The organism is Rhizobium sp. 0TCS1.26 (assembly GCF_050455525.1).
In the GTDB taxonomy this organism is placed as follows: Bacteria; Pseudomonadota; Alphaproteobacteria; order Rhizobiales; family Rhizobiaceae; genus Neorhizobium.
Map to the genome: position 1 here is coordinate 438,802 of NZ_JBCIYV010000003.1, position 24,587 is coordinate 463,388.

At 63.8% G+C, this 24,587-nt stretch carries 23 protein-coding genes; 14 read left to right on the top strand and 9 right to left on the bottom strand.

From position 1 onward, the window contains the following. Positions 1–130: 130 nt before the first annotated feature. A complete protein-coding gene (locus AAIH46_RS16110; RefSeq protein WP_430306986.1) occupies positions 131–934 on the top strand; it encodes a class I SAM-dependent methyltransferase in 804 nt (267 codons plus the stop codon). Here the strand turns inward: AAIH46_RS16110 and AAIH46_RS16115 are convergent. Genes AAIH46_RS16115 through AAIH46_RS16130 form a run of 4 tightly spaced genes read right to left on the bottom strand, consistent with a single transcriptional unit; the run spans position 927 to position 4,844 of the window. Beyond that, a complete protein-coding gene (locus tag AAIH46_RS16115) occupies positions 927–1,859 on the bottom strand; it encodes an ROK family protein (protein WP_430306987.1) in 933 nt (310 codons plus the stop codon). The genes AAIH46_RS16110 and AAIH46_RS16115 overlap by 8 nt on opposite strands. Next, positions 1,856–3,040, bottom strand: a complete 1,185-nt coding sequence (gene nagA / locus AAIH46_RS16120; protein WP_430306988.1) for an N-acetylglucosamine-6-phosphate deacetylase — start codon at positions 3,038–3,040, stop codon at positions 1,856–1,858. Before nagA ends, AAIH46_RS16115 begins: the two co-directional genes overlap by 4 nt. Beyond that, positions 3,037–4,056 (bottom strand): SIS domain-containing protein, encoded by a 1,020-nt coding sequence (locus tag AAIH46_RS16125; RefSeq protein ID WP_430306989.1) that lies wholly within the window; start codon positions 4,054–4,056, stop codon positions 3,037–3,039. Before AAIH46_RS16125 ends, nagA begins: the two co-directional genes overlap by 4 nt. A 32-nt stretch (positions 4,057–4,088) precedes the next feature. Continuing rightward, on the bottom strand, positions 4,089–4,844 hold the full coding sequence (locus tag AAIH46_RS16130) for a GntR family transcriptional regulator (RefSeq protein ID WP_430306990.1): 756 nt from the start codon (positions 4,842–4,844) through the stop codon (positions 4,089–4,091). A gap of 436 nt (positions 4,845–5,280) precedes the next feature. On the opposite strand from AAIH46_RS16130, the gene AAIH46_RS16135 reads away from it, so the two are divergent. The 5 genes from AAIH46_RS16135 (at position 5,281) to AAIH46_RS16155 (ending at position 10,695) form a co-directional block, all read left to right on the top strand. Further along, a complete protein-coding gene (locus tag AAIH46_RS16135; RefSeq protein ID WP_430306991.1) occupies positions 5,281–6,462 on the top strand; it encodes a Gfo/Idh/MocA family protein in 1,182 nt (393 codons plus the stop codon). An 11-nt stretch (positions 6,463–6,473) separates the two neighbouring features. After that, positions 6,474–7,358, top strand: a complete 885-nt coding sequence (locus tag AAIH46_RS16140; protein WP_430306992.1) for a carbohydrate ABC transporter permease — start codon at positions 6,474–6,476, stop codon at positions 7,356–7,358. Next, the gene (locus AAIH46_RS16145) at positions 7,355–8,215 is read left to right on the top strand and encodes a carbohydrate ABC transporter permease (RefSeq protein ID WP_430306993.1); all 861 of its coding nucleotides are present in this window, start codon (positions 7,355–7,357) and stop codon (positions 8,213–8,215) included. Before AAIH46_RS16140 ends, AAIH46_RS16145 begins: the two co-directional genes overlap by 4 nt. A 21-nt stretch (positions 8,216–8,236) precedes the next feature. Continuing rightward, positions 8,237–9,472, top strand: coding sequence for an ABC transporter substrate-binding protein (locus AAIH46_RS16150; protein ID WP_430306994.1), 1,236 nt, complete (start codon positions 8,237–8,239; stop codon positions 9,470–9,472). 95 nt (positions 9,473–9,567) lie between these two features. After that, complete coding sequence (locus AAIH46_RS16155) at positions 9,568–10,695, top strand: ABC transporter ATP-binding protein (protein ID WP_430306995.1); 1,128 nt, start codon at positions 9,568–9,570, stop codon at positions 10,693–10,695. Positions 10,696–11,021: 326 nt separating this feature from the next. Here AAIH46_RS16155 and AAIH46_RS16160 read toward each other — a convergent pair whose 3' ends face one another. Then, positions 11,022–11,936, bottom strand: a complete 915-nt coding sequence (locus tag AAIH46_RS16160) for a LysR family transcriptional regulator (protein WP_430306996.1) — start codon at positions 11,934–11,936, stop codon at positions 11,022–11,024. 173 nt (positions 11,937–12,109) lie between these two features. Between AAIH46_RS16160 and AAIH46_RS16165 the strand changes: the two genes are divergently transcribed. Then, positions 12,110–13,096, top strand: coding sequence for an MBL fold metallo-hydrolase (locus tag AAIH46_RS16165; protein WP_430306997.1), 987 nt, complete (start codon positions 12,110–12,112; stop codon positions 13,094–13,096). 349 nt (positions 13,097–13,445) lie between these two features. On the opposite strand, the gene AAIH46_RS16170 is transcribed toward AAIH46_RS16165, so the two are convergent. After that, entirely contained in the window at positions 13,446–14,339 is an 894-nt protein-coding gene (locus AAIH46_RS16170; protein WP_430306998.1) for a hydroxymethylglutaryl-CoA lyase, read from the bottom strand. A gap of 12 nt (positions 14,340–14,351) precedes the next feature. Continuing rightward, entirely contained in the window at positions 14,352–15,725 is a 1,374-nt protein-coding gene (locus tag AAIH46_RS16175) for a PLP-dependent aminotransferase family protein (RefSeq protein ID WP_430306999.1), read from the bottom strand. Positions 15,726–15,854: 129 nt separating this feature from the next. On the opposite strand from AAIH46_RS16175, the gene AAIH46_RS16180 reads away from it, so the two are divergent. The 4 genes from AAIH46_RS16180 (at position 15,855) to AAIH46_RS16195 (ending at position 20,172) form a co-directional block, all read left to right on the top strand. Next, positions 15,855–17,147: a hydroxymethylglutaryl-CoA reductase, degradative gene (locus tag AAIH46_RS16180; protein WP_430307000.1), complete on the top strand. Its 1,293-nt coding sequence runs from the start codon at positions 15,855–15,857 to the stop codon at positions 17,145–17,147. 110 nt (positions 17,148–17,257) lie between these two features. Continuing rightward, on the top strand, positions 17,258–17,716 hold the full coding sequence (locus tag AAIH46_RS16185) for a hypothetical protein (protein WP_430307001.1): 459 nt from the start codon (positions 17,258–17,260) through the stop codon (positions 17,714–17,716). A 2-nt stretch (positions 17,717–17,718) separates the two neighbouring features. Further along, positions 17,719–19,101: a tripartite tricarboxylate transporter permease gene (locus AAIH46_RS16190; RefSeq protein ID WP_430307002.1), complete on the top strand. Its 1,383-nt coding sequence runs from the start codon at positions 17,719–17,721 to the stop codon at positions 19,099–19,101. Positions 19,102–19,140: 39 nt separating this feature from the next. Continuing rightward, complete coding sequence (locus AAIH46_RS16195) at positions 19,141–20,172, top strand: SMP-30/gluconolactonase/LRE family protein (RefSeq protein WP_430307003.1); 1,032 nt, start codon at positions 19,141–19,143, stop codon at positions 20,170–20,172. A 136-nt stretch (positions 20,173–20,308) separates the two neighbouring features. On the opposite strand, the gene AAIH46_RS16200 is transcribed toward AAIH46_RS16195, so the two are convergent. Then, complete coding sequence (locus AAIH46_RS16200) at positions 20,309–20,551, bottom strand: hypothetical protein (RefSeq protein ID WP_430307004.1); 243 nt, start codon at positions 20,549–20,551, stop codon at positions 20,309–20,311. Positions 20,552–20,937: 386 nt separating this feature from the next. Between AAIH46_RS16200 and AAIH46_RS16205 the strand changes: the two genes are divergently transcribed. The 3 genes from AAIH46_RS16205 to AAIH46_RS16215 all read left to right on the top strand — a co-directional run bounded on the left by AAIH46_RS16205 (position 20,938) and on the right by AAIH46_RS16215 (position 23,707). Further along, positions 20,938–21,678, top strand: coding sequence for a response regulator (locus AAIH46_RS16205; RefSeq protein ID WP_430307005.1), 741 nt, complete (start codon positions 20,938–20,940; stop codon positions 21,676–21,678). After that, the gene (locus AAIH46_RS16210; protein WP_430307006.1) at positions 21,678–23,075 is read left to right on the top strand and encodes an ATP-binding protein; all 1,398 of its coding nucleotides are present in this window, start codon (positions 21,678–21,680) and stop codon (positions 23,073–23,075) included. The genes AAIH46_RS16205 and AAIH46_RS16210 overlap by 1 nt, the downstream gene beginning before the upstream one ends. A gap of 167 nt (positions 23,076–23,242) precedes the next feature. Beyond that, positions 23,243–23,707 carry a hypothetical protein gene (locus AAIH46_RS16215; protein ID WP_430307007.1) on the top strand — a complete coding sequence of 155 codons (465 nt, stop codon included), beginning with the start codon at positions 23,243–23,245 and terminating at the stop codon, positions 23,705–23,707. Positions 23,708–23,837: 130 nt separating this feature from the next. Here the strand turns inward: AAIH46_RS16215 and AAIH46_RS16220 are convergent, their stop codons facing one another. Further along, complete coding sequence (locus tag AAIH46_RS16220; RefSeq protein ID WP_430307008.1) at positions 23,838–24,575, bottom strand: SDR family oxidoreductase; 738 nt, start codon at positions 24,573–24,575, stop codon at positions 23,838–23,840. Between the last annotated feature and the right edge of the window lie 12 nt (positions 24,576–24,587).

The window sequence follows — 24,587 nt, forward strand, 5'->3', positions numbered from 1 at the left end:
CCTCAGCAAATTTGAACACGTCGGCCTCCATGGGATGTTTATGGTGGCATCTAGGTTTTTATGACTTTCTCAGTCAAGAAATATCTTTTAGAAGTGTTCCAGTTATATTTTAACCTTGTGGAATATAGACATGCAGCCGGCCACCACGCAGTCGAACTACAGCTTGAGAGACGAGATCAAGGCGTATTGGTCGCTGCGGGCGGAGACTTTCGACAGCCAGCCGGGACATGAGATCTTCTCGGAGCCGGAGCGCGCCGCCTGGCACGCTCTGATCCGCCGTCACCTTGGAAACGGCGACGGACGCAAGGCACTGGACCTCGCCTCCGGCACCGGTGTCGTCTCGCATCTGCTCGATGATCTGGGTTTTTCAGTCACCGGTCTCGACTGGGCCGAGCCGATGCTCGAGCGGGCTCGTGCCAAGGCGAGCGCCCGCGGTCGCACCATCCGGTTCTTCATGGGGGACGCGGAAAACACGCTGGAGCCGGACGCCGCCTATGACGTGATCACCAACCGTCATCTGGTCTGGACACTGGTCGATCCGGAAGCTGCCTTCCGAGAGTGGCACCGGTTGCTCAAACCCGCTGGCCGTCTGCTGATCGTCGATGGCGATTTCGTCAACCCGAGCATGCTGTCCCGGATCGCCAATCGGATCGCTGAACGGGTTCGGCGGCTAGGCTTCGGCGCCACCGAGGTGCAGAACGGACCGGCGCCGGCACAGATGGAAACCCATCGCAGTATTCTCTCGCGCGTGTATTTCTCCGGCGGCGCGAGAGCCGAGGCGGTGGCCGAACTGCTGACCCGCGCCGGCTTCTCGAGCGTGACGATCGATACGAACATGCGCGCCATCCACCGGGCGCAGAAGAAGCACTTCGGCTTCCTCAAAGGGCTCGAACGCGCCACCCAGCATCGCTATGCGATCCTGGCGATCAAATAGCCGCTCGGGTCAATCCGCCTGCGACGGCCCCGAGGCCGAGGATTGCGGCGCCGATCAGCCCCGGCTCGATCTGGCATTCGGCGCGCACCACCAACGGGCGATCGAATTTGCGCAGTATTCGCGCCCGGACCGCCTCGTCGATGTGTGTCAGCAGCGCTGAGACATTAGACAGCCCGCCGCCCACCGGCATGATCGTCGCGCCGGTGATGTTGGCGACGAGTGCCAGCGGACCGGAGATAATGTCGACATAGACGTTGATGGTTCGTTCCGCCTCCGGATCACCCGTCTGCCAGGCGGAGATGATCTCTTCGCTGCTGAGGCTTTTGCCTGACAGGTGCGTGTGGAGGTTCTCCATCCCGCGGGCGCTGCAGGTCACGTCGAGACAGCCTTGGAGACCACAGCCGCATTGGAAGCGCGGCAGCCGGACGGGTGGGTTTCCCGCCTCCGTGGCGGCAACCGGGCCATGGCCCCATTCGCCGGCAAAGCCGCCGTCGCGGTTGATCAACTGGCCATCGATGACAAGGCCCCCGCCGATCCCCGTGCCGAGGATGACGCCGAAGACGACCCGATGGCCGCGTCCCGCGCCGGCACCGGTTTCGGCCAGCACGAAGCAGTCAGCATCGTTGGCGATCAGCACCGGAAGGCCGAGCGCCGACTGCAGATCGTCCTGGAGCCGCCTTCCGTGAATGCACGGTACGTTGGCGACCACGGCGCGCTGCGTATCGGGATCGATGATCCCGGCGATCGACAATGCGACGCAATCCGGACGTTCGCCGGCAGCCTCGATCACGGAGCGCATCACCGCAACGAACGCATTGAAATCCGTGGTCGGTGTCGGTTGGCGCGGCACGGGACGGATATCGTCCGGGCTGTAGGCAAACGCACCCTTGATGGCGGTGCCGCCGATATCGAAACAGACAATCACCGCGCCGCCACCTCCTGGTCGTTGCGTCTGCCGTAGACGCAGACGCCGCCGATATAGGTCGACAGAAGCTCGAGATCCTGTGAAAGCAGCAGAAAATCGGCGTCCATGCCCTCGGCAAGCCGCCCCTTGCTTGTCGCGCCGATAGCCTCGGCCGGGTAAAGAGACGCCATGTTGAGGGCCTCCGTCAACGGCCGGTCGAGGCGATGGTGGACGAAGCGGACGCAGGACAGCATGTCGATATCGGCCCCGGCAAGCGTACCGTCGGCAAGCGTCAGCCGTCCGTCGCGCCGATAGACGCGGCGACCGTTGAGTTCGAAGCCGTCATCATCGGTGCCGATCGTCGACATGGCGTCGGTGACCAGGAAGATCCGGCCCGGCCCGGCCTTGGCCCGCAGCGCCACCCCCATCGCGAGCGGATCGACATGAAAGCCGTCGGCGATCAGGCCGCAGGACGCCTGGCCCGCGGCCAGCATGGCGCCGACCATGCCCGGCTCGCGATTGCCCATCTGGCTCATCGCGTTGAAGAGGTGCGTTGCCATCGTCGCGCCGGCGTGGAGGTAGGAGAATGCCGTGGCGGCACCGCAATCGGTATGTCCCAGGCTGACGACGTAGCCGCCTTCACGCAGAGCACGGACCTGCTCCACGGTCACGCTTTCCGGTGCAATGGTTGTCAGCGCGTGGCCGAAGGTGCCGTAACCAGATTGCAGGGCGGCGAGATCCGTCGCCTCCATCGGCCGGATCAGCGCCGGATCATGGGTGCCTTTTCGGGCAAGCGAAAGATGCGGCCCCTCCAGATGCAGCCCGAGATATCCCGGCACTCCCTGTCGATGCGCCTTCGCTCCCGCGGCAATCGCGGTATCGCGGACCTCCGGCGTATCGGTGATCAGCGTCACCATCAGTGCCGTCGTCCCGAAGCGGGCATGCGCCGAGCAGATGGTGGCGATACCCTCAAGCGTCGGCCGGTTGTTGAACAGCACGCCGCCGCCGCCATTGACCTGCAGATCGACAAAGCCCGGCACGACGAGGCTGCCCCTGGCGTCTACCCTTTCGAGGTCAGCCGGAACGAGCGCTTCCGCGACGATGCTCTCGATCTTGCCGTCTTGAACCAGGAGCGCAGAGCCATCGAGGATCTGCGTTCCGTCGAAAATCCGGCCGCCGGTGACGGCAAAGCGGGTCGTCATTGGGTTTCCGTCACCTTCTTCAGGGCTGCCGGCTTGTCCGGGTTGAAGCCCCGGCTGCGCGATAGCGCTTCAACCATTCCGTAATAGGGAATAATGAGGCAGAGCGCATCGGTCAGCGGATGGCCGGTTTCAACAAACGGCAGCGCCGTCGGGCCGTCACCCTTGGACGAGGTCAGGTAGACGGACGCCTTCTTCGCGGCCATCTTCGACGCGGTCTCGGCGATCGATGCCTCTGCCTTGTCCCGGGCAGCGAAGGCGATGATCGGGAAACTGTCGGCAACCAGCGAAACCGGGCCATGCAGGACCTCCGCCGAGGAATACGCCTCCGCATGCAGTTCGCAGGTTTCCTTGCACTTCAGCGCGGCTTCCGAGGCGATGGCGAGCGTCGGGCCACGGCCAAGCATGTAGAGCGAGTCGGCGCTCGACAGCGGCTCCACGAGCATGCTCCAGTCGAGGCTGAGCGCCCGACCAAGCTGGTTCGGCAGGTCCTGCACGGCGCGCGTCAGCGCCGCGTCTCCCTTCCAGGCGGCGAGGATGGCGAGCCCGGTGACGATGGAGTTGACGAAGGATTTGGTGGCCGCCACGGCGATTTCCGGCCCCGCACCGATGTCGACTGCGAAATTTGCTGTCTCGGTCAGCGGCGACGGCAGAGTGTTTGCAAGCGCCACGGTGAGCGCGCCGCCGTCGCGGGCGCTCTTGGCCAGCGAGACGATGTCCGGGCTGGCACCGGATTGCGAGACGGCTATGGCCGCCGCCCGTTCGAGCTTCAGAGGCACCTGATAGATCGAGCTGAGCGAAGGTCCGAGCGAGGCGACGGGAATGCCGAGTTCGAGTTCGATCGCGTATTTCAGAAAATACGCAGCGTGATCGGACGAGCCGCGGGCGATGGTGACCACCACGGCCGGATCGCGCTCGCGCAGTGCCTTGCCGACGCTGTCGAGCGCCGCCTGATTGGAGAGCAGAGATGCTGCCACCTGCGGGATCTGGTCGATCTCCTGGCGCATGATGGATGTCATTTTGAAAGGCCTTCCGTAGTGCCGGCTCGTGATCAGGAGCCGATGGTCAGTTCTGCGACGAGGTCGTAGGCGTCGCTGCGGTAAAGGGCGGTCGAGACTTCCATGACCCGGCCGGTCTCGAGATAGGCGATGCGCTGCACGCAGAGTGCCGCCGAGCCGGTGGGGACGCCGAGCATTTCCGTCTCCTCGTCATTGAGGAGCATGGCCGAGATCCGCTGGTTTGCCCTGACCGGCCTGATGCTGCGCTGTGACAGCGCCTGGTAGAGCGAATTGTCCACACCTTCGGGATCAGGCAGGATATCGTCGGGCAGACTTGTCCGCTCCAGAGCGATCGGCATGTCGTTTGCTGTACGCAGGCGAACGAGGCGCGCAACCCGGGCGGCACTCGACAGCCCGAGCGTCATGGTTTCCTCCGGCGTCGGGTGAAACAGGCCGCGGTCGAGCCAGCGCGAACCGGCCGACATCCCACGGCGGCGCATGTCTTCCGAAAACGACGTGAGCCGTGTCAGCGGCTGCTGCATGCGCGGCACCGGCTTGACGACGAACGTGCCTGACCCGCGCCGGCGCACCAGCAGGCCCCGATCGACGAGATCATCGATCGCCTTGCGCACGGTGACGCGGGAAATGGCCGCGGCATCGGCAATGTCGCGCTCCGCCGGCAACGCATCGCCGTGCTTCAGGCGCCCCGAAACCACGGCATCCTCGATCATCTTCTTGAGCTTGACGTAGAGCGGCCCGCCGCGCACCGCCTGCAACTGCTTCAGCGGCAGCACTTCATCCACCGCCATCACCGGCCTCCGCCGGACAGGGCATGGGGTGCCGTCGCGCAGGCCGCTGCCTGGATTTCCCGATGCCGGTGCATGTGGCTGGCCCCCTCTGATGCCGCCGACCATACCAACACGTGTCCAGGTCTGCAAATGGTTTTGAATGTAAGGTCAGATTAGCTAGCAAGCGGGCCGGAACGGCGGAAACGTCCCCGCTTCTGCAAATTTCTCGCTCAACCGGTAGACGATTGGCATTTTTTTGGTATGGTTCGTTAATCGGTGTCGGAGAGCGGACACGCCAACTGCCTGACGCGCCGCGATTTCTGCCGGATCGGCGAAATTGCGACCGTCTATGAAAACGAATTTCACGAACGAAATGAAATGACGATTTCCAGTTGACGAGTTCTCGTATCTGCCACAGGCTAAGAAAAATAATTACGAAAACAGGGAACGGGCCGCTATGAAGGTCGCTATCATCGGACTCGGATTCCGACTGGGCTATCTTGGTCGTGTCTTGAGCGAAATCGACCCCACGTTCGAGATCGTCGGCTATGTGGATCCGGCCCCCGCGGGCATGCCGCGCCTCCAGGAAGTCGGCGTCTCGCCCGGCCGCGAATATGCCACGCCGGAAGCGCTGATTGCGTCGGAAACCTTCGACCTGCTGATGATCGGCTCGCCCAATCATCTGCATCTCGAGCATATCCGTATCGGCCTGCAGGCCGGGCTGACCGTGTTTACCGAGAAGCCGATTGTCGTTTCGATCGAGGAAAGCCTGGAGCTTGCCTCGCTTCTCAATACCTATGGCCACGATCGCCTGCTGGTCGGGCTCGTTCTTCGCTATTCGCCGCTCTACAAGGATCTGCGCAAGGCGCAGGCCGAGGGCCTGCTGGGCGACGTCGTGTCGATCGAAGCCTCCGAGCATATCGCCCCCTATCACGGCGCCTTCTTCATGCGCGACTGGCGCCGCTACAACCATTATGCCGGCGGCTTCATGCTGGAAAAGTGCTGCCACGACCTCGACCTCTACAACGGCGTCGTCGGCGCACGGCCGCGCTTTGTCGCCTCCTTCGGTGGACGCAAGAGCTTCGTCCCCGAAAATGCCCCGGAGAACGCCGGCGTCAACGATCTGGAAGTCTACCACCGCAAGCCGAGTGGCTGGATGGGCGCCGACAAGGTGTTCGACAGCGACGGCGACATCATCGATTTCCAGACTGCCATCGTCGAATACGAGAACGGCGCGTCGATGACCTTCCACACCAACCTCAACGTGCCGGACGAGTTCCGCCGCTTCTGCGTGATGGGTTCGAAGGGCATGGCCGAAGGCGATTTCGTGCGCGGCTTCCTGGACGTCCATGACGCCCATACGAGCGTCAAACGGATCGGCAATCGCTATGAGGCGCCGTCGGCAAGCTCCCAGCACTACGGCGCCGACGAGCAGATGGCCGCAGACGTTCTGGCGCATGTGACCACCGGTGCTCCGCTGCCGGTATCGGCACTCGACGCGATCGAGGCCGGTATCCTGGCACTGGCCATGGACGAGGCACGTCAGTCCCGCAAGGTAGTTGATCTCGGGCCGGTCTGGGAAAAGTACGATGCCTGCCTGCACGGCACATCGGCTCCCTCCCAGGCGAAGACGGCTTAAAGGGGGCCGCCATGCACACCAGACGAAGCGCCATCATCTTTGCCTGGTTGCTGCTGGCGCCGGCGCTCCTTTATGTCTGCGCCATCGTCGCCTATCCGCTGGTCGACACCTTCATCCTGTCGTTCACCGACGCGTCGCTGAAGCGGACGACCGAATGGGTCGGCTGGGTGAACTACGAAAAGATCTTCAACGCCACCTTCGCCGAGGTGATCATCCGCACCTTCGTGTGGACGTTCTTCTCGGTGGCCATCAAGATGATCATCGGCACCTTCGGCGCTTCGATGCTGAACGCCGCCGTGCCCGGCCGTGCCCTGTTCCGGGTGCTGACCATGCCGCCATGGATCGTACCGATGGCCATCGGCATCTTCATGTGGGGATGGATGTACAACGGCCAGTTCGGCATGATCTCGGGCCTGTTGCAGCGCTCCGGCCTGTCGGACAGCCCGATCGCCTTCCTCGCCCAGGGTTCGACCGCCTTCTGGGCGACGATCATCACCGACGTCTGGATCGGCGTGCCGATGGTGACGCTCTACATGCTGGCGGCCATGCAGGCCGTGCCGCAGGACCTCTATGAAGCCGCCTGGACGGATGGTGCCGGCCGCTTCTACCGCTTCCGCCGCATCACGCTTCCGCTGCTGGTGCCGTCGATGATCACCATGTCGATGCTGTCGCTGATTGCCACCTTCAATTCCTTCGACATCATCTGGATTCTGACGCAAGGTGGTCCCAATGGTGAAACCACCACGATGATCATCGATACCTACCGGACGGCGATCGGATCGAAGAAATACGGCGAAGGTGCCGCCCGCGCCGTGCTGATCTGCATTTTCCTGTCGATCTTCTGCCTCTGCTACTTCCGCGTCACCAGCAGGCTTTCTTCCGGAGACAAGCGATGAAAACGCCTCCCCAAATGATCAACCGCTACAAATGGTACGAGATCATCGGCATCTATTGCGGCATCTTCGTCTTCCTGTGCTTCGTGCTGGCGCCCTTCGTCGAGGGTTTCCTGGTGTCGCTGAAGCCGCTCAGCCAGCTGTTTTCCTCGCCCTACCGCTTCATTCCGCAAAACGGCTCGTTCGAGGCCTACCGGACGATGTGGATCAGCGTCCCGGGCTTTGCCCGCTATATCTTCAATTCCTTCTTCATCTCGACGATCGTCACCGTCGTCGTGCTGATCATGGTAGTGCCGGCGGCCTATGCGTTCGCCCGCTTCGAGTTCAAGGGGCGCGGTCCGCTGCTTGCCGCCTTCCTGGCGGTCAACATGTTCTCTGGCGCCGTTCTGCTCATTCCGCTGTTCCGGCTGATGCGGACGCTCGGCGTGCTGAACACCTATTTCGCCATGATAGTCCCGGGCGTCGCCTTTCTCATCCCGTCGGCCATCTGGCTGTTGCGCACCTACATGATGCGCATCCCGCGCGAACTCGACGAGGCCGCCTATGTGGATGGCGCCAGCCACTTCTACACGCTGCGCCGGGTGATCCTGCCGATCGCCATGCCGGGTATCACGGTGGTTGCCATCACCACCTTCATCGGCTCCTACGCCCAGCAGTTCATCTTCGCGCTGACCTTCAACGCCAAGTCCGAATACATGCCATTGCCGGTGGGCCTCTACGCCTATTTCGGTCGCCAGGAAGTGGTCTGGAACGAGCTGATGGCGGCGAGCTTCGTCGGCATCACGCCGGCGATGATCGTGATCTTCTTCCTGCAACGCTATCTCGTCAGCGGTCTGACCGCCGGCGCGGTGAAACAATAAGACAACCACAATAACGGGAGCATGAACGTGACACTTTCGATCAAGACTGGGATCTATGCAGCGGCGCTCGTCGGCACCACCATGCTGAGCGCCATGGCCGCCCACGCGGCCGACAAGGAAATTTCGTGGATCTATTGCGGCGACAAGCTCGACCCGATCCACGAGAAGTACATCAAGGAATGGGAAGGCAAGAACGCCGGCTGGAAGGTTTCGCCGGAAGTCGTCGGCTGGGCGCAGTGCCAGGACAAGGCGACGACGCTTGCCGCCGCCGGTACGCCGGTCAGCATGGCCTATGTCGGCTCGCGGACGCTGAAGGAGTTCGCCCAGAACGACCTCATCGTGCCGATCCCGATGACCGACGAGGAAAAGAAGAGCTACTACCCGCACATCGTCGACACGGTGACCTTCGAGGACACTCAGTGGGGCGTGCCGGTAGCCTTCACGACCAAGGCGCTGTACTGGAACAAGGACCTCTTCAAGCAGGCCGGCCTTGACCCTGAGACCCCGCCGAAGACCTGGGCCGAAGAGATCGCGTTTGCCAAGCAGATCAAGGAAAAGACCGGCATTGCCGGTTACGGTCTGCCAGCCAAGACCTTCGACAACACCATGCACCAGTTCATGCACTGGGTGTACACCAACAACGGCCAGGTGATCGACGGCGACAAGATCACCATCGACAGCCCGGAAGTTCTGGCAGCACTGAAGGCCTACAAGGACATCACGCCCTATTCCGTCGAGGGTGCGACCGCCTACGAGCAGAACGAAATCCGCGCCATCTTCCTCGACGGCAAGGTCGGCATGATCCAGGCCGGCTCGGGTGCGGCAACGCGTCTGGCCGCCACCAAGATCAACTGGGGCATCGCGCCGCTGCCGCTCGGCCCCTCGGCCAAGGGTGAAGGCACGCTGCTGATCACCGACAGCCTTGCCGTGTTCAAGGGCTCCGGCGTCGAGGAGAAGGCGATCGAATTCGCCAAGTTCATCACCTCGCCGGGTCCGCAGGGCGAGTACGAGATGCAGGGTGGTGCCGGCCTGACGCCGATGCGGCCGTCGGCAAAGGTCGACGAGTTCGTCAAGAAGGACCCCTACTGGAAGCCGCTCATCGACGGTATCACCTATGGCGGCCCGGAACCTCTGTTCACCGACTACAAGGGCTTCCAGAACGTCACCATCGAGATGGTCCAGTCTGTCGTCACCGGCAAGACCGAACCGGAGGCCGCGCTGAAGAAGGCTGCCGCCGACCTCGAGCAGTACAAGTAGGCCTGCCACCATCTCCGGATCGCGGCGCAAAAGGCGCCGCGATCCTTCACCCTCTCTTGGCAAGGCCGCTCGTTCCGGCGAACGGAGAACAGATCTTGGGACAGCTTTTCCTCAACAACGTGCAGAAGTTCTACGGTGACTTCGAGGTGCTGAAACGCATCCGCCTCGAGGTCAACGACGGCGAGTTCGTGGTTTTCGTCGGCCCCTCGGGTTGCGGCAAGTCAACGCTTCTGCGGATGATCGCCGGGCTCGATTCGACCAGCGACGGCGATATCGTCATCGATGGCGTCCGCGTCAACGACAGGCCGCCTGTGGAACGTGGCATCGCCATGGTCTTCCAGTCCTACGCGCTCTACCCGCACATGTCGGTGTTCGAGAACATCGCCTTTCCGCTGCGCGTCGAGGGGCTGGCGGAGGACAAGATCCGCGACAAGGTGGGTGCGGTCGCCAAGATCCTGCAGCTTGAACAACGCCTGCAGCAGAAGCCGGGCATGCTGTCCGGCGGCCAGCGGCAGCGCGTCGCGATCGGCCGCGCCATCGTCCGCGAGCCGAAGATTTTCCTGTTCGACGAACCGCTGTCGAACCTCGACGCCGCCTTGCGCGCCGACATGCGCATCGAGCTCACCAAGCTTCACCGCGACCTCAAGGCAACGATGATCTACGTCACCCACGACCAGGTCGAGGCGATGACGATGGCGGACCGGATCGTCGTGCTTGATGGTGGCCGGATCGCCCAGGTCGGCGCGCCGCTGGAGCTTTACCACAAGCCGCAGAACCTGTTCGTCGCCGGCTTCATCGGCAATCCGAAGATGAATTTCCTGCCGGTTGTCTGCGAGGCGGCGACCGCTGACGGCATGACCGTCGGCTATCGCGGCGAGCGGGTGACGATCCCCGTTGCGCCGCGCGCCGAACTCGTCGGCCAGACGCTGACACTCGGTATCCGCCCGGAACACACGATGCTGTCTTCGGGCGACCTCAACCTCGAGGTGACGCCGTCGGTGATCGAACGGTTGGGCGTCAATACGGTGGCCTATGCGGCGCTGCCGACCGGCGAACCCTACTGCGCGCTCCTGCCCGGCTCGGCACCGATCCAGGTGGACGAGCCGGTGCGTACCGGCATCCGCGCTGCCGATTGCCACCTGTTCGATGGAGACGGCGAAGCGCTGGAGCGGCGCATCGACTGGCAGAGCACTCAAAGACATCCGGGACTGACGGCCGCCTGACGGGCGGCCGCAGGGCCTGCTGCTGCGGCCTAAACCGGCGCCGGCGACCGTTGAAGCGACCTTCGGGACAAAGTCCGCTCTGACGCCATCATCCTCGGGCTTGTCCCGAGGATCTACTGCCGGTTGGCCGTGTTCAGCGCGGCGGATCTTGCTCGACGGACGACGTACAAGGATCTGCGGTCGCGGATCCTCGGGACAGGCCCCGAGGATGACGGAATGTGAGGCGGCGGCTGATGGTAGACAATCGGGAGCGTAGACGTCCTTTCGCCCGTCCGGCAACGTGGGCGACAAGCGTCAATCGCCCGGCGCGCTCGTGAGCGTCCCCCTTAAGAGGAGGTGGGTGCATGTGGCCAGCGGTAGGCGTGCAAATAGTTGAGGAACGTCCGCATGGCGGCGCCCGGAAGCCGGCGGCTCGGGTAGTACAAGAACCAAGCCGGCAGCGTCGCGCTCCAGTCGGAGAGGATCTCGACCAGCCGGCCATCGGCGAGATGGGGTCGTGCATAATCCTCGAACACATGCGCGATCCCTCGTCCCGCCAGCGCCGCCTGCAGCTCGTTATGGGCTGAGCTGAGGGTCAGGCGTCCGGTGGGGCTGACATCCATCTCCTCGTCACTGTTTCGGAACTTCCAGGACACCAGCCTGCCGCCTGGAAAACGCCGCCGTATGCAGTCGTGCCGGACAAGGTCGTGCGGCGTCAGCGGTCGTCCATACCGCTCCAGATAACTAGGCGCGGCCACGATCGCATAGCGAAGCGGCAGACCCAGCGGCACGGCGATCATGTCCTGCGCCAGCTGCTTTCCGAACCGCACGCCGGCATCGAAGCCGAGCTCGACGATATCGACGACCGCGGCATCGCTGACGATCTCGATATTCACCGCGGGATAGAGTTCCATGAAGTCGAACAGCAGCGGGCACAGGAGGTGATCGACCGCAGGCGCCGGCGCGTTGATCCGCAGCGTGCCCGACGGGCTGTCCCTGAGGTCATCGACCTCGGTGATCGCAAGCCGGATGTCGCTCAGCGCCGGCCCAAGGCGATCGAGCAGGCGCTGACCGGCCTCCGTCACCGAGACGCTGCGGGTTGTCCGGTTGAGGAGGCGAATGCCGAGCGCTTCTTCCAGCGCATTGATCGTCTGGCTGAGTGCCGATGACGAGACGCCGCGCTCCAAAGCCGCGGCGCGAAAGCCGCCACAGCGCACAATAGCGGCGAAGACATCGAAACTATCCAGGCGAAGTTGGTTCATTGCGAAGCACGCCTAATCAAGCTGAGCTGTATTGCCTAGCTTATCAGCGCAAATCTGCCGTGTCATGCTGGCTTTCTGATCAACAGCGGCCTTCGGAAACCATTGATCCGGACGCTCGGAACTTGTCGCGCTGAGGCGTGGCGGGCAACGCCGCAGACATAAAGGGAAGCTCGATGAACGCCTTCACACTCAACAGACGGGCCATCATGCTGTCGGCGGTCGCCGGAGCATCGGCCCTCGTGGCCACTGGCAGCAGAGGTGTCGCGACCGCGCAGGCCAGGTCCGCGGTCAGCGGCAATGCCGGCCACTACCGCTTCAAGGTCGGCGAGATCAGCGCAACTGTGCTGAGCGATGGCGTAATCGGCGGACCGCCCAGGGTCTATGCGAGCGACGCGCCGGAAGCGGAGCTTCAGGAGGTGCTGCGACGGGCCTTCCTGCCCGCCGACCACATGACGCTCAACCTCAATACCCTGCTGATCGAGACCGGCGGCCGGCGGATCCTGATCGAAGCCGGTGCAGGTGGCACCATGGGTCCGAATGCCGGCCGGATCTTTGAGAACCTGGCGGCGATCGGTCTTGGTCCGGAAGACATCGATGCCGTTGTCATCTCGCACACCCATCCTGACCATGTGGGCAACCTGAGGACCGCCGACGGCGGCAGGGCTTTCCCGCGCGCCACCGTCTTCGTGCCAAGGGCAGACTGGGAGTTCTTCGTCAGCAATGATCCGGATCTTTCCTACATGCCGGTGCCGCAAGAGTTCCGCCTACGCTTCGGTGACGCCATCAAGAGCAGCCTTGAACCGGTGCGGAGCGATATCGAGCTCTACGAGGCCGGCGCCGAAATCGTCCCGGGCCTGACGACGGTCGTCGCATCCGGGCATACGCCGGGCATGGCGACCTTCCTCGTCCATTCCGGCAATGATCAGCTGCTGCTGACGGCGGATCTTGCCTATCACCCGGTCGTCAACATCGACAATCCCTGGCGTCCCGGCCCCGATCGCGACAAGGAGACGGCGCTCGCCTCCCGCCGCCGGATCTTCGATCGGGCGTCTGCCGATCAGCTGCCGGTGCTCGGCTTCCACTATCCCTTCCCGGGGCTCGGCCGGATGCTGAAGACCGACGGCGGCTATGCCTGGGTCCCGGCCGGCTGGCAGTTCTGACGTCGATGACAGCGAAACCGGACAAGCCGTACTCTGACGCCGGCATGCCTCGCGCTCCGCCGTTATGCTCTGGTTAAGCCCGCCGCACCCGGCCAACGTGACGACAAGCTTTGCTCTGATGCCATCATCCTCGGGCTTGTCCCCGAGGATCTACCGCCGGTTCGCTGCTTTCAGGGCAGCGGGTCTTGCTCCCATGGACAACGCAGATCGCTCAGGCTCTGCGGTCGCGGATCCTCGGGACAGGCCCGAGGATGACGCAGTGTGAGGCGATCCGGGGAGTACAGGTGTTACCGAGTATACGCAGGATCGCCCCCCGACCCCTACAGATGGCGAGGTTACCGGTGGCATTCTACGCCCTCGCGGCGAGGATCTTCGAGATCGGCGACACGGGATCGCGGCCAAGCTTCGCCGCAGTGTCGATTGCCACCTGCGCAAGCTTTGGCAGATCAACGCCGGTGCGGATCCCCATGCCTTCGAGCATGTACACCAGTTCTTCGGTCGCGACATTACCGGTAGCACCCTTGGCATAGGGGCAGCCGCCCAGCCCGCCGACGGAGGAATCGAACACCCTGACGCCGGCATCGAGACAGGCGAGGATGTTGGCGAGCGCCTGGCCGTAGGTGTTGTGCTCGTGAAGTGCGACTGCGGACATCGGGATCTCTGCGGCAACGGCCTTCACCATGGCGGCGGCGGCCCTTGGCGTGCCGGTGCCGATCGTATCGCCCAGCGAGATTTCGTAGCAGCCAATGTCATGAAGGCGGCGCGCCACATCGACCACCGACGATAGCGCTACCTCTCCCTCATAAGGGCAGCCGAGGACGCACGATACATAGCCGCGCACGCGCATGCCGGCCGCGCGCGCACCTTCAAGAACCGGCACGAAGCGCTCGAAGCTTTCGTCGATCGAGCAGTTGATGTTCTTCTGCGAGAAGGTCTCGGAGGCCGACGCGAAGATTGCGATCTCTTCGGCGCCCGCGTCGCGTGCTGCCTCGAAGCCTTTGAGATTGGGCACGAGCATCGGCAGGTTGATGCCCTCCCGCCGGCCGAGCAGGGCGAGCACCTCGCCCGATCCGGCCATCTGCGGCACCCATTTCGGCGAAACGAAGCTGCCGGCCTCGATGGTGCGCAGACCCGCGCCGATCAGCCCCTCGATCATCTCGACGCGATCGGCGACGGTGAGCGGCCGGGCCTCGTTCTGCAGTCCGTCACGCGGGCCGACCTCTACAAGGCGAATATCATCCATGGGAACTCCAATTCATGCTGTCTTGATTTCCTTGGCCAGGAAGGCGCAGAAGCGCGGATCCGCGCCATAGGCGACGTTCACCCGCATTGCCGGCGGCACCGGAACCTCGCGGTCGGCATAGAAGACGCTTGCCGGGGCAATGAAGATGTTGCTCTCGGCGGCGCGGCGGCAGAAGGCGGTCTCGTCGATGCTGGGTGGCAGCGGGACCCAGATGTAGAAGCCCTGCACCTTGGGCAGCTTCACCTCCAGGCCGACATCCGAGAGAGCCTGCGCGGTGGCCTTGGCGCCATTCTCGATCCAGCCACGCAGGCGCCTGAGGTTCTTGAGGTACTGACCGCTCTCGATCATCTCGAGCACGACCCGCTCCACATGCAGCGACGTGGCGACCATGGTGATCATCTTCAGGTCGACGAGACTGCGGATGGTTTCCGGCGCTCCGGCGATATAGCCACAGCGCAGGCTGGCCGACAGGGTCTTGGAGAACGATCCAACATAAAGAACGCGCTGCTGCTGACCGAAGGCAGCCAACCGCGGCAGGGTGGGAGACAGAAGGTCGGCAAAAATGTCGTCCTCGACGAGGCGGAAATCGTGCACCTCCGCCATCTGCAGCAGGGCAAACGCGTGAGCCGGCGACAGCGTGCCGCCGGTCGGGTTGTGCGCCTGGCTCTGGGTGAAGAACAGTTTCGGCCGCTGGACCGCCAGCCTCTGGCGCAGATCGTCAAGATCGGGACCATCCTCGTTGCGGCGGATGCCGACGACGTTCGCCTTCGCCAGCCGCAGCTTGGCATAGAGCGGGTAGTATCCGGGACTGTCGACGAACACCGTGTCGCCGGGCTCGAGGAAGTGTCGGATGATCAGGTCGAGGCCGTGGTTGACGCCGCTGGTCAGCATCACCCCGTCCGCCTCGGTGGTGATCGAGCGCTCGGCAAGCGAAGTCCGCAGCCATTCGCGCAGCGCGCCGAGCCCCCAGGAACTGCCATAGCCGAAATCCACTTCGGCAGTCGCGTTGCGGCTGGTGCGCAGGATGCGGCGCATGTCGGCGTCCTCCGTCCAGCTTGCCGGAGGGCGTCCGTCTCCCGGGCGGGTCTGGTAGTTCTGGTCGAGCTGTTCGCGCAGCAGCGACATGATGCTGGTGGCCTCGGTAACGTCGGGCCGGTTGCGGAACACCGGCGCCGGGCGGTTCTCCGATACGTAATAGCCCGATCCCTGCCGCGCGACCGCCAGACCGCGCGCCACCAGCCGGTCATAGGCGTCCGCCATGGTGTTCTTCGACACGCCGAACTGCTCGGCGCCGCCGCGAACCGAGGGCAGCCTCTGGCCGGCCTTGTAGAGGCCGGAAGCAATCTGCCCGCTCAGATGAGCGACGATACTGTCGACCACCTTCATCGATCGTCCCACCTTCCGGCTGGGACAGTGCCTGGAACAAACCGGCCAACTGTCCCTTGCTTCCTGTGCATATTCTAGGACAGTTCGCACCTGACGCAAGTCCAGTTGAGTTGGTTTGGGAGTGAGCCATTGACAAAGAAGACCGCCACGTCTCGCATCGAGAACATGCGCAACCTGTCGCCCGCGGAGCGACTGGATCAGGTCGCGGCTGCGACGATGATGGATGACGGGGCACGCGCCGTTCTGTCCGCACCGGACGCGCTGTCCGTCGAGCGCGCCAACGGGATGATCGAGAACGTCATCGGCACTTTCCAGCTTCCGCTTGGCGTGGCGACGAATTTCATGGTCAACGGCCGGGACTATCTCGTGCCGATGGCGGTCGAGGAACCGTCGGTCGTTGCCGCTGCCTCCTACATGGCGCGGATCGTCCGCGGCTGCGGCGGCTTCCAGACGTCGTCGACGGCACCGATCATGCGCGCGCAGGTGCAGATCATCGGCCTGACGGATCCGAACGGTGCGCGACTGGCGATCCTTGCCGCGCGTGACGAGATCGTTGCATCCGCCAATGCCAAGGATCCGGTGCTCGTGAAGTTCGGCGGCGGCTGCCGCGACATCGAGGTCCATGTCTTCCCGTCGACATCGCGCGGACCGATGGTCGTGCTGCATCTGCTTGTCGACGTTCGCGACGCCATGGGCGCCAACACCGTCAATACCATGGCGGAAGCCATTGCACCGATCGTCGAGCGGATCACCGGCGGCGAAGTGCGGCTCCGAATCCTGTCGAACCTCGCGGATCTGCGGCTGGCACGCGCTCGGATCGAGCTGACCGAGGACGCTCTCGTCACCAAGGAATTCTCCGGTCGCCGGATGATGGAAGGCATCGTCGATGCCTACGATTTCGCCGCCGTCGATCCCTATCGGGCAGCGACCCACAACAAGGGCATCATGAACGGCGTCGATCCGGTGGTGGTCGCCACCGGCAACGACTGGCGGGCGATCGAAGCCGGTGCGCATGCCTATGCCGCCCGTTCGGGTCGTTACACCTCGCTGACAACGTGGGAAATCAGCGCCAAGGGAACGCTCGTCGGCACCATCGAGATGCCGATGGCGCTCGGGCTGGTGGGCGGTGCGACCAAGACCCATCCGGCAGCCCAGGCCGCGCTGCAGATCCTCAATGTCGGCTCCGCCATCGAACTGGCCGAGGTGACGGTGGCCGTCGGCCTGGCGCAGAACATGGCGGCGCTCCGGGCGCTTGCCACGGAAGGTATCCAGCGCGGCCACATGGCGCTGCACGCCCGCAACATTGCGATCGGTGCCGGTGCCGTGGGAACGGAGATCGACGCGGTGGCCCGCCGGCTGGCGGCCGATCACGACGTCCGCTCCACGCGCGCGGAAGAAATCCTAGCCGAGTTGCGAAGATAAAGCTGAAACCGGCGGCTGGGCGAAGGAGGAGATTTGCCCGGCGCCGCGCCACTTGCTGGCCATTTTCTTGACCGGCCAACCGGCCGATTTTTTTGGGGAGGGTTTTTTCAATGACAGACGATAATGTTGTGCGCGCCGCCGGCGCGCATGGTCAGCTTGCCGAGATCTGGGGAGACGTCGTGTCTCGGCCACAGCTCGCCAAGGCCATGATCATCGGCGCCATACTGAGCGTCGCGGTTTACTACGCGACGCTTGCCGCCATTGCGCCGATGGCTGCCACGCCGGCCGTCGGCAAGGCGCTGGCAATGCTTGCCGGCATCCTCGGCTCGGTAATCAGCGGCGCCGTATGCTCGCGGATATTTGCGCCGAAGCGCGTCGTCGTCGAACAGGCGCAGACCGGGACCGCCTGGCAGGCCGACGTCCTGGAGCAGCTCGAACAGGAGGGCGGGCCGATCGGCCGGGTGGAGGATCTTCCGCCGGTCGTGGTGCAGGAGATGCGTGAGGTCGGGCTTTACGATCTGTTCAAGACATATCAGGACCGCAGCAGTGCTGTCAGGCAGGGGGAGTGACCATGGACGGCATGCTTTACGAAATCGTCATGGCGCTTTCCCTCGGTCTCCTGGGGGCGATCCTGTTCTCGGCGATCGGCCTGATCTCGGGAACGGACGAAACCACCACGATTGCCCCGGTCACCCTTCTCGTCGTTCTTCTCGGTGCGCCGCCGGTCGCCGTCTTCACCTTCTGGATGTGCGCGGCGGTTTCCAAGCACATGACGCATGCGGTGCCGACTGCGCTGCTGGGCATTCCCGGCGACACCCTGGCACTGCCGCTTCTGCAGCAGGCGACGGCGCTTCGCAATCTCGGTGCGCCGCACGTGGCACTGCGCAAGATGCTCGCTGGTTCCGTCATATCGGCGTTCATCGCCGTGCCGCTGGCTGTGCTGTTCGCCGTCATCCTGGCACCGTTCGGGACCTACATCACCGCCTCCGCGCCGTGGCTGTTCATCGGTGCGGCGCTCATCATCGCCTATTTCTCGGCCGGCCGCTGGGCGTCCGTCCTGGCGCTGATCCCGTTCACGCTGCTGATTGTCGCACTGCAGGGTTTCACCGCTACGCACAACATCAAGCTCGGCGTCAGCTACTTCCTCGGCATCGCCGTCGGGCCTCTGGTGGCGGAACTGTTTTCCGCCGTCTCGCCACTTGAGAGCAAGCGCATGAACCGCAGCGAATTGCGGCAGACGACGCTTGCGCCAGACGTGAAGGGCTGGGGCGGCTACTTCCCCAACCCGTTCCGGGTGCTCGACCGGAGCCAGGTGGTGACGACTGCGACAGCCGCCGCCGTGACCAGCGCCACCTTTGTGTTCAGCCCGGTCGCCGTCACCGTCATCGCCGGCGAGATCGTTGGCGCGCGCATCAAGCACGCCTACCATCGCCTGACCTCGGTGCTTGCGGTGCGCAACGGCGTGACAGAATCCACCTACATCGCCGAAGCGCTGATCCCGCTGATCGCCTTCGGGCTGCCGCTGAGCCCGGTTGCGGCCGGCCCGGCAGCACCGCTGTTCAACGCGCCGCCGCGCTTCACGGTCGATGCCGGCACCGGCGTCGTCAACAACCTGCACACGATGATGTCGGTGTCGGAATTCCTCATCTGGGGACTGATCTCCGTCGTCATCGCCGCAGCCATTGCCTACCCATTCGCGATGAACCACGCCCGCAGCGCCGCAGCCTTCGTCGCCAAATACATCAGCCATGAAGCGATCATCGCGACCTTCGTGGGCCTCATCCTGGTCATCGGCCTCTGGGAGGGCGGATTGCTGGCACTGCTGGTGATCGTCACGGTCGGCCTCGTCGGCGGCCTGCTCTACCGCGTGCTCGGCATGAACACCGGTGTCCAGTTCATGGGCTACTACGCCGCGATCCTCAGCGTTCCGGCGATCCTGAAGCTGATCGGCTGATCCAGCCGCTCGGCAGAGAGACTATGGGAGGAGAGAGCGATGAACCGACTGCTACGCATGTCGGCTCTGGGAGCGGCACTGATCCTGATCGGTGCCGCAGCCCACGCAGCCGATGACAAAACCACGCTTCCTGCCCTGGATATTCCCAGGGCACTGCGAAGCGTCGTACCATTGCCGATGGCGGAAGCCGATCTGCCCTCGGTCGAGGCGCGTGAATATCTCAAGGTCTCCGACAAGGGCCTGCAGCTCGAATGCCCGACCTTCGATGCGAAGGGCGACCTGCTGTTCTGCGAGGTTTTCGGCGGAACGGTCTTTCGCCTGACGCCCGACAAGCAGCTGTCGAGCTTCGTGCCGGATGCCGAACTTCGCCCGGCCGGTCTCGCCGTCCATCCAAGCGGCCGCATCTACATGGCCGAACTCGGCGACTTCGGGTCGCGGGGTTCGGTCGTGACGATGGCGCCTGACGGAACGGACGTCCAGACCGTGGTCTCGCGAAACGACGGCTTCCTGCCCGACGACCTGGTCTTCGACAAGGACGGAGGCTTCTACTTCACCGACTTCAAGGGCGGATCGAGCACACCGAGCGGCGGCGTCTATTACATCGGCCCGAGTGGCGGCAAGCCGGTGCTGGTGGTGCCCAACCTGCGGATCGCCAACGGCGTGAGCCTTAGCCCGGACGGCAAGACGCTCTGGGTGACGGAACTGGCCGGTGGCCGGCTGCACCGCATCTCGCTGGCCAACGCCACCACCATCGCGCCGTTCGGGTCGTCACTGGTGTACAATTTCGTTGGCGGCGGCCCGGATTCGCTGCGCATCGATGCCGACGGCAACGTCTATGTGGCGATGTACGGCCAGGGCCGGATCATGGTGATGAACCCGCTCGGCTTTCCAATCGGCCAGTATCTGCTGCCCGGCCGCGACGAGGGGCACAACCTGCGTTCGACAGCCATGGTCATCCGGCCCGGCACCGACGAACTGCTGATCTTCACCAACGACTGGGACAAGGGCCAGGGATCGACCATCTTCGTCGCCAAGGCGCTGGCGAAGGCGGCACCCTCACCTTCGCCCTGAGAAGAGCTCAACCGTGGTCCAAATGGATGGTGGAGGCCGGAAGGAATGCCGGCCCCCGCCGGAGACGATCGAGCTGCGCCTCGGCTCGTTGAGCGGCTATCGCCGCATCAGGCGGCAAACCCGCGATCGCAAGCCATTACAGGCAGGCCTGCGTGAGCGCGTCCACCTGTTGCCGGCACATCCTGGATTGTGACTTGCCGGCAATGTTGCGCGCAACCTCCTGCCGCTCGCCGCCGGCCAGCAGCGACCTTCGCTGCCGAAGGGCAGCATCGGCCAGCAAGGTCTCCATGGCCTCCAGCGAGACGCCGTCGGCACGCATCATGAGCCGGATCATGGGGTCTCTCAGGATCTCGGTGATCGTCAGGTCGGTCTCGGTCATCGTGTTGTTCCTGTTGCAGACCCTCATGTAGGTTGGTTTTCCAACGACGCGATGTCGAAAGCCGGACAAAAGAAAGGCGGCTGATGAAGTTATGTTGCGCAACCGTTACGCCGCATGACGAGCGTCGATCGCCCGCCGTCTCTCAGCCCACAGTCTCTCACCCGCAGTCCCACAGTGTGAGGCCGCTTCGGGTTCCGTGATGCTGATGCTAAGAGAGGGGGGTAGTGTCCTTGATGAGCGGTCGTCGTGCGGGTCGGTGGTTGATCCAGCCCGGCTCGCGTGCTGCGGATCGGTTCCGGCTTAATATTTAAAAACAAATATCCCCGTGACCTCGCCCGCCTGTTTCGTGAGTATGTTCGTCAGTCGCCCTGACCATAAGGCACACCATGAGCGCTCATCTGCATCTCGTCGCCCCGGAAACCGGTTCGCGCATCCTGCTGGTCGAGGATGATCAGGAGATCGCCTCGATGGTCGTCGAGATGCTGCGCGACAGCAACTTCAGCGCCGTCGCGGTCGGATCAGCAGCCGACATGGACGCCGTGATGCGGAAACAGTCATTCGACCTGATCGTCCTGGACGCCATGCTGCCCGGGGAAGACGGGTTCAATATCTGCCGGCGCCTGAGGGCTGTCTCCGTCACGCCGATCATCATGCTGACCGCCTTGAAGGACGACGTCGACCGGATCGTCGGGATCGAACTCGGCGCCGACGACTACATCACCAAGCCGTTCAACCCCCGCGAATTGATGGCGCGGATCAAGGGGCTGCTGCGCCGGGCTTCCTACAGCGCCGATCAGCGCGCACCCCGTGGCCCGATGGAATTTGCGGGATGGTTGATCGATCCCGTCCCGCGTCAACTGATCAGCCCGGACGGCGTGCATGTGTCGATGACGACGGCGGAGTTCGACGTGCTGCTGGCCTTCTGCCGCAATCCCGGTCGGGTCATGACGCGCGAGCAGTTGCTGGGGCTGACGCATGCTGGTCTCGCGGGACCGGTCGAGCGCAGCATCGATGTTCATGTCAGCCGCGTTCGCCAGAAGATCGAGCCCAACATCCGCGAGCCGACGTTCATCAAGACGGTTCGGCTCGGTGGCTACCTGTTCACGCCAAGGGTGGAGATCCGTTGATGATGCTGAAGCGGATGAGAGCCGGATCGATCCGGTGGCAGATTGCGGCATCGGTAATGGTGCCGGTCTTGATCGTGGCGATCCTGACGATCCTGACGGAGCCGATGACGCTGTACGAACCCGAGCGCCTGTCCTATGCGCGCGGCACGGCGGTCAAGATAGAGATGGTGACCGAGCAGGTGCGTGCCGCCGATACGCCCGAACGTCTGGCAGCGCTGCTTGCGATCGTTTCGAAGACCGGGCTTCAGGTGGAAGAGGTTTCGCCCGCCGAACTGACACCCGATCCCGGGGTGGAGGTCGCGAGCCGGGACCCGCGGCAGCTTGTGAGAAAGAACATGCCGGAAGCCATCCTCACGAGTTTTCGGGCCGAGACATCGAGCGGAAAGCTGAATGACGTGCTGGTGGTGGCGACCGGCGACGGCCGCGCCCTGGCGTTCCGGCCGGCGCCTGCTCCGCCCGACACCTGGATCACCAACAAGCAGATCAACCTCATGATCAAGGTTGTCGTGGTGATCGTGCCGGTGCTTTTCCTGTCGCTCTGCGCTGCATCGATGATCACCGCCCCGCTTCTGAAATTCGCCGAGGCTGCCGAGACCCTCAAGCCCGACGAGGGACCCGACCGTCCGTTCGAAGAAAGCGGAGCGGCCGAGGTCCAGACGCTGGCGAAATCGCTCAACGACATGCGCAGCCGCGTCCGGGGCATGATCGAGGATCGAACCCGTATGCTGCGGGCCATCAGCCACGATCTTCGCACACCCCTGACGCGCCTGAGATTGCGCGCCGAACGATCCAACCAGCCGGACCTCAAGGCATCGTTCCTCGCCGATATCGCCATTCTCAGCGACATGATCGATGACACGCTGATCTACCTCAGCAAGGAGATGGGCGCCGAAAAGCTGCTGAACGCCGACCTGCCGAGCCTGCTGGAAACGGTCTGCGCCGACTTTACCGACATGGGCTACAATGTCGAATACCTGGGCCCCGAGCGGTTTGCCTATCGCTGCAAGCCTCGCTGGCTGGCCCGTGCGGTGACCAATCTCGTCGAAAACAGCACCAAGTTCGCGCAGCGGATCACGGTGACCCTCTCCGTGGTTGAGGGAAGCACGGTGCGCATCAGCGTCCAGGATGACGGTCCCGGCCTGCCCGCCGACCTGCGGACGCGGGTGCTCGAGCCGTTCTTCAAGGCCGACAATGCCCGAACGTCCGCCGATCGAACCGGCTTCGGCCTGGGGCTTTCCATCGTCGACGACATTGTCCGGGCTCACGGCGGCAAGACCAGGCTGCTGAACGCCGTGCCGCACGGCCTTATCGTCCACATCGATCTGCCGACGGAGGAAGCCGCTTCCATGCTGACGATGTCTCCGCTGCACAGCGGGGCGAGCCGGGCAACGGCCTGATCCCGCCGCGACGGCTGACGGCAGGAGCGCCCGCAGTCACCCACAGGCGCTGCCTGCCCGCACGTCCCATCCCCGGAATGCATGGCGATCAGCCGTCTTTTCCGCAACAAAACTAAACCTATCCAAACACACGGGCCGGCGGCGTCTGCGTATCATGGCACCGATCAGTGAAGGATATTGCCATGGATCACCATCCCGGACAGCGCATTCTGGTCTTCCTGCCAGACGCCGCAGCAGCTCTGATTGCCACGCGCCTGAACGAGGCCGGTTATCTTGCTTGCGTCGCGTGCACCGTGCCCGAGCTTCAGAAGGCTCTCGCCGAAACGGAGTATCGTGTCGTCGTCACCACCCGTCCCGACATCGACACCGTGCGCGGCATCCAGCCGCTGCCGGTCGTCAACCTGGAGATCTTCTTTCATCCGGATCCAGGCAGGACCTCGACCGGACGCCGGACGAAGCGCTTCGACGCCAAGGCATTTCTGGATCGGGTGAGGACTTTGACCGAACCTGCAAAGGCGCGGGAAGAACCACACGCTTTGCACAGTCCCATGCCATCGGATGGGCTTGGTTTCCGGCTTTGGAGGCTGTTCCGGCTTCGCGCAGCGCCGAACGGCACGCAGTTGGCCCGCTAGACGATCTTCCGTCGCAGGCACATGAAAGACCGTCCCAGGGATCTACGCATGATCTATGAGTGGATCGCGGCCTTGTCGTGTGTCGGCGACCTGCAGACCGAGGACATGACGGGGCGCTGCGCAAGCTTCTTTATCCCTGCGCCGTCGGGCGCAGGACGATCTCACCGACATCGACATTCGGCGGCTGGGAGATGGCGAACGCTATCGCATCGGCGACGGCCGACGCCGGCATTCCCATCGACTTCATGCCGGCTTCCCCTTGTGCGCGCATCGCGGGATCGGTCATCGAGGATGCCAGGTCCGTATCGACGAAGCCCGGCGAGATGCCGGTCACCCGCAGCGACGCGCCGGCTTCCTGGCGAAGCCCTTCGGTGATCGTTCTCACGGCGTTCTTCGATCCCGCATAGACGGCCATGGTCGGCACGATCTTCAGCCCGGCGGTCGAGATCGTGTTGACGAAGTGACCGAAACCCTGGCGGCGGAAGACCGGCAGAGCCGCGGCAATGCCGTAAAGGACGCTCTTGACGTTGACGTCGATCATCGCCTCCCAGTCCTCGACCCGCAGATCGTCGAGTGGCGAAATTGGCGCGATGCCGGCATTGCTTACCAGAACGTCCAGCTTGCCGTATGTGTCGACCGCATGCGTGACAAGCGCCTCGACATGTTCGCGGCGCCTGACATCGGTGACGCGGTAGGATGCCGTTGCGCCCTTCGACGCGATCGCCTGCGCGAGTGCTGCCAACCGATCCTCACGCCGAGCGCCGAGAACCAGAATGGCGCCCTGCCCTGCCAGCTTCAGCGCTGTCGCCTCGCCGATACCGCTGCTCGCGCCGGTGATGGCGATGACCTTGCCTTCGATACCAATCATGATCTTCTCCTG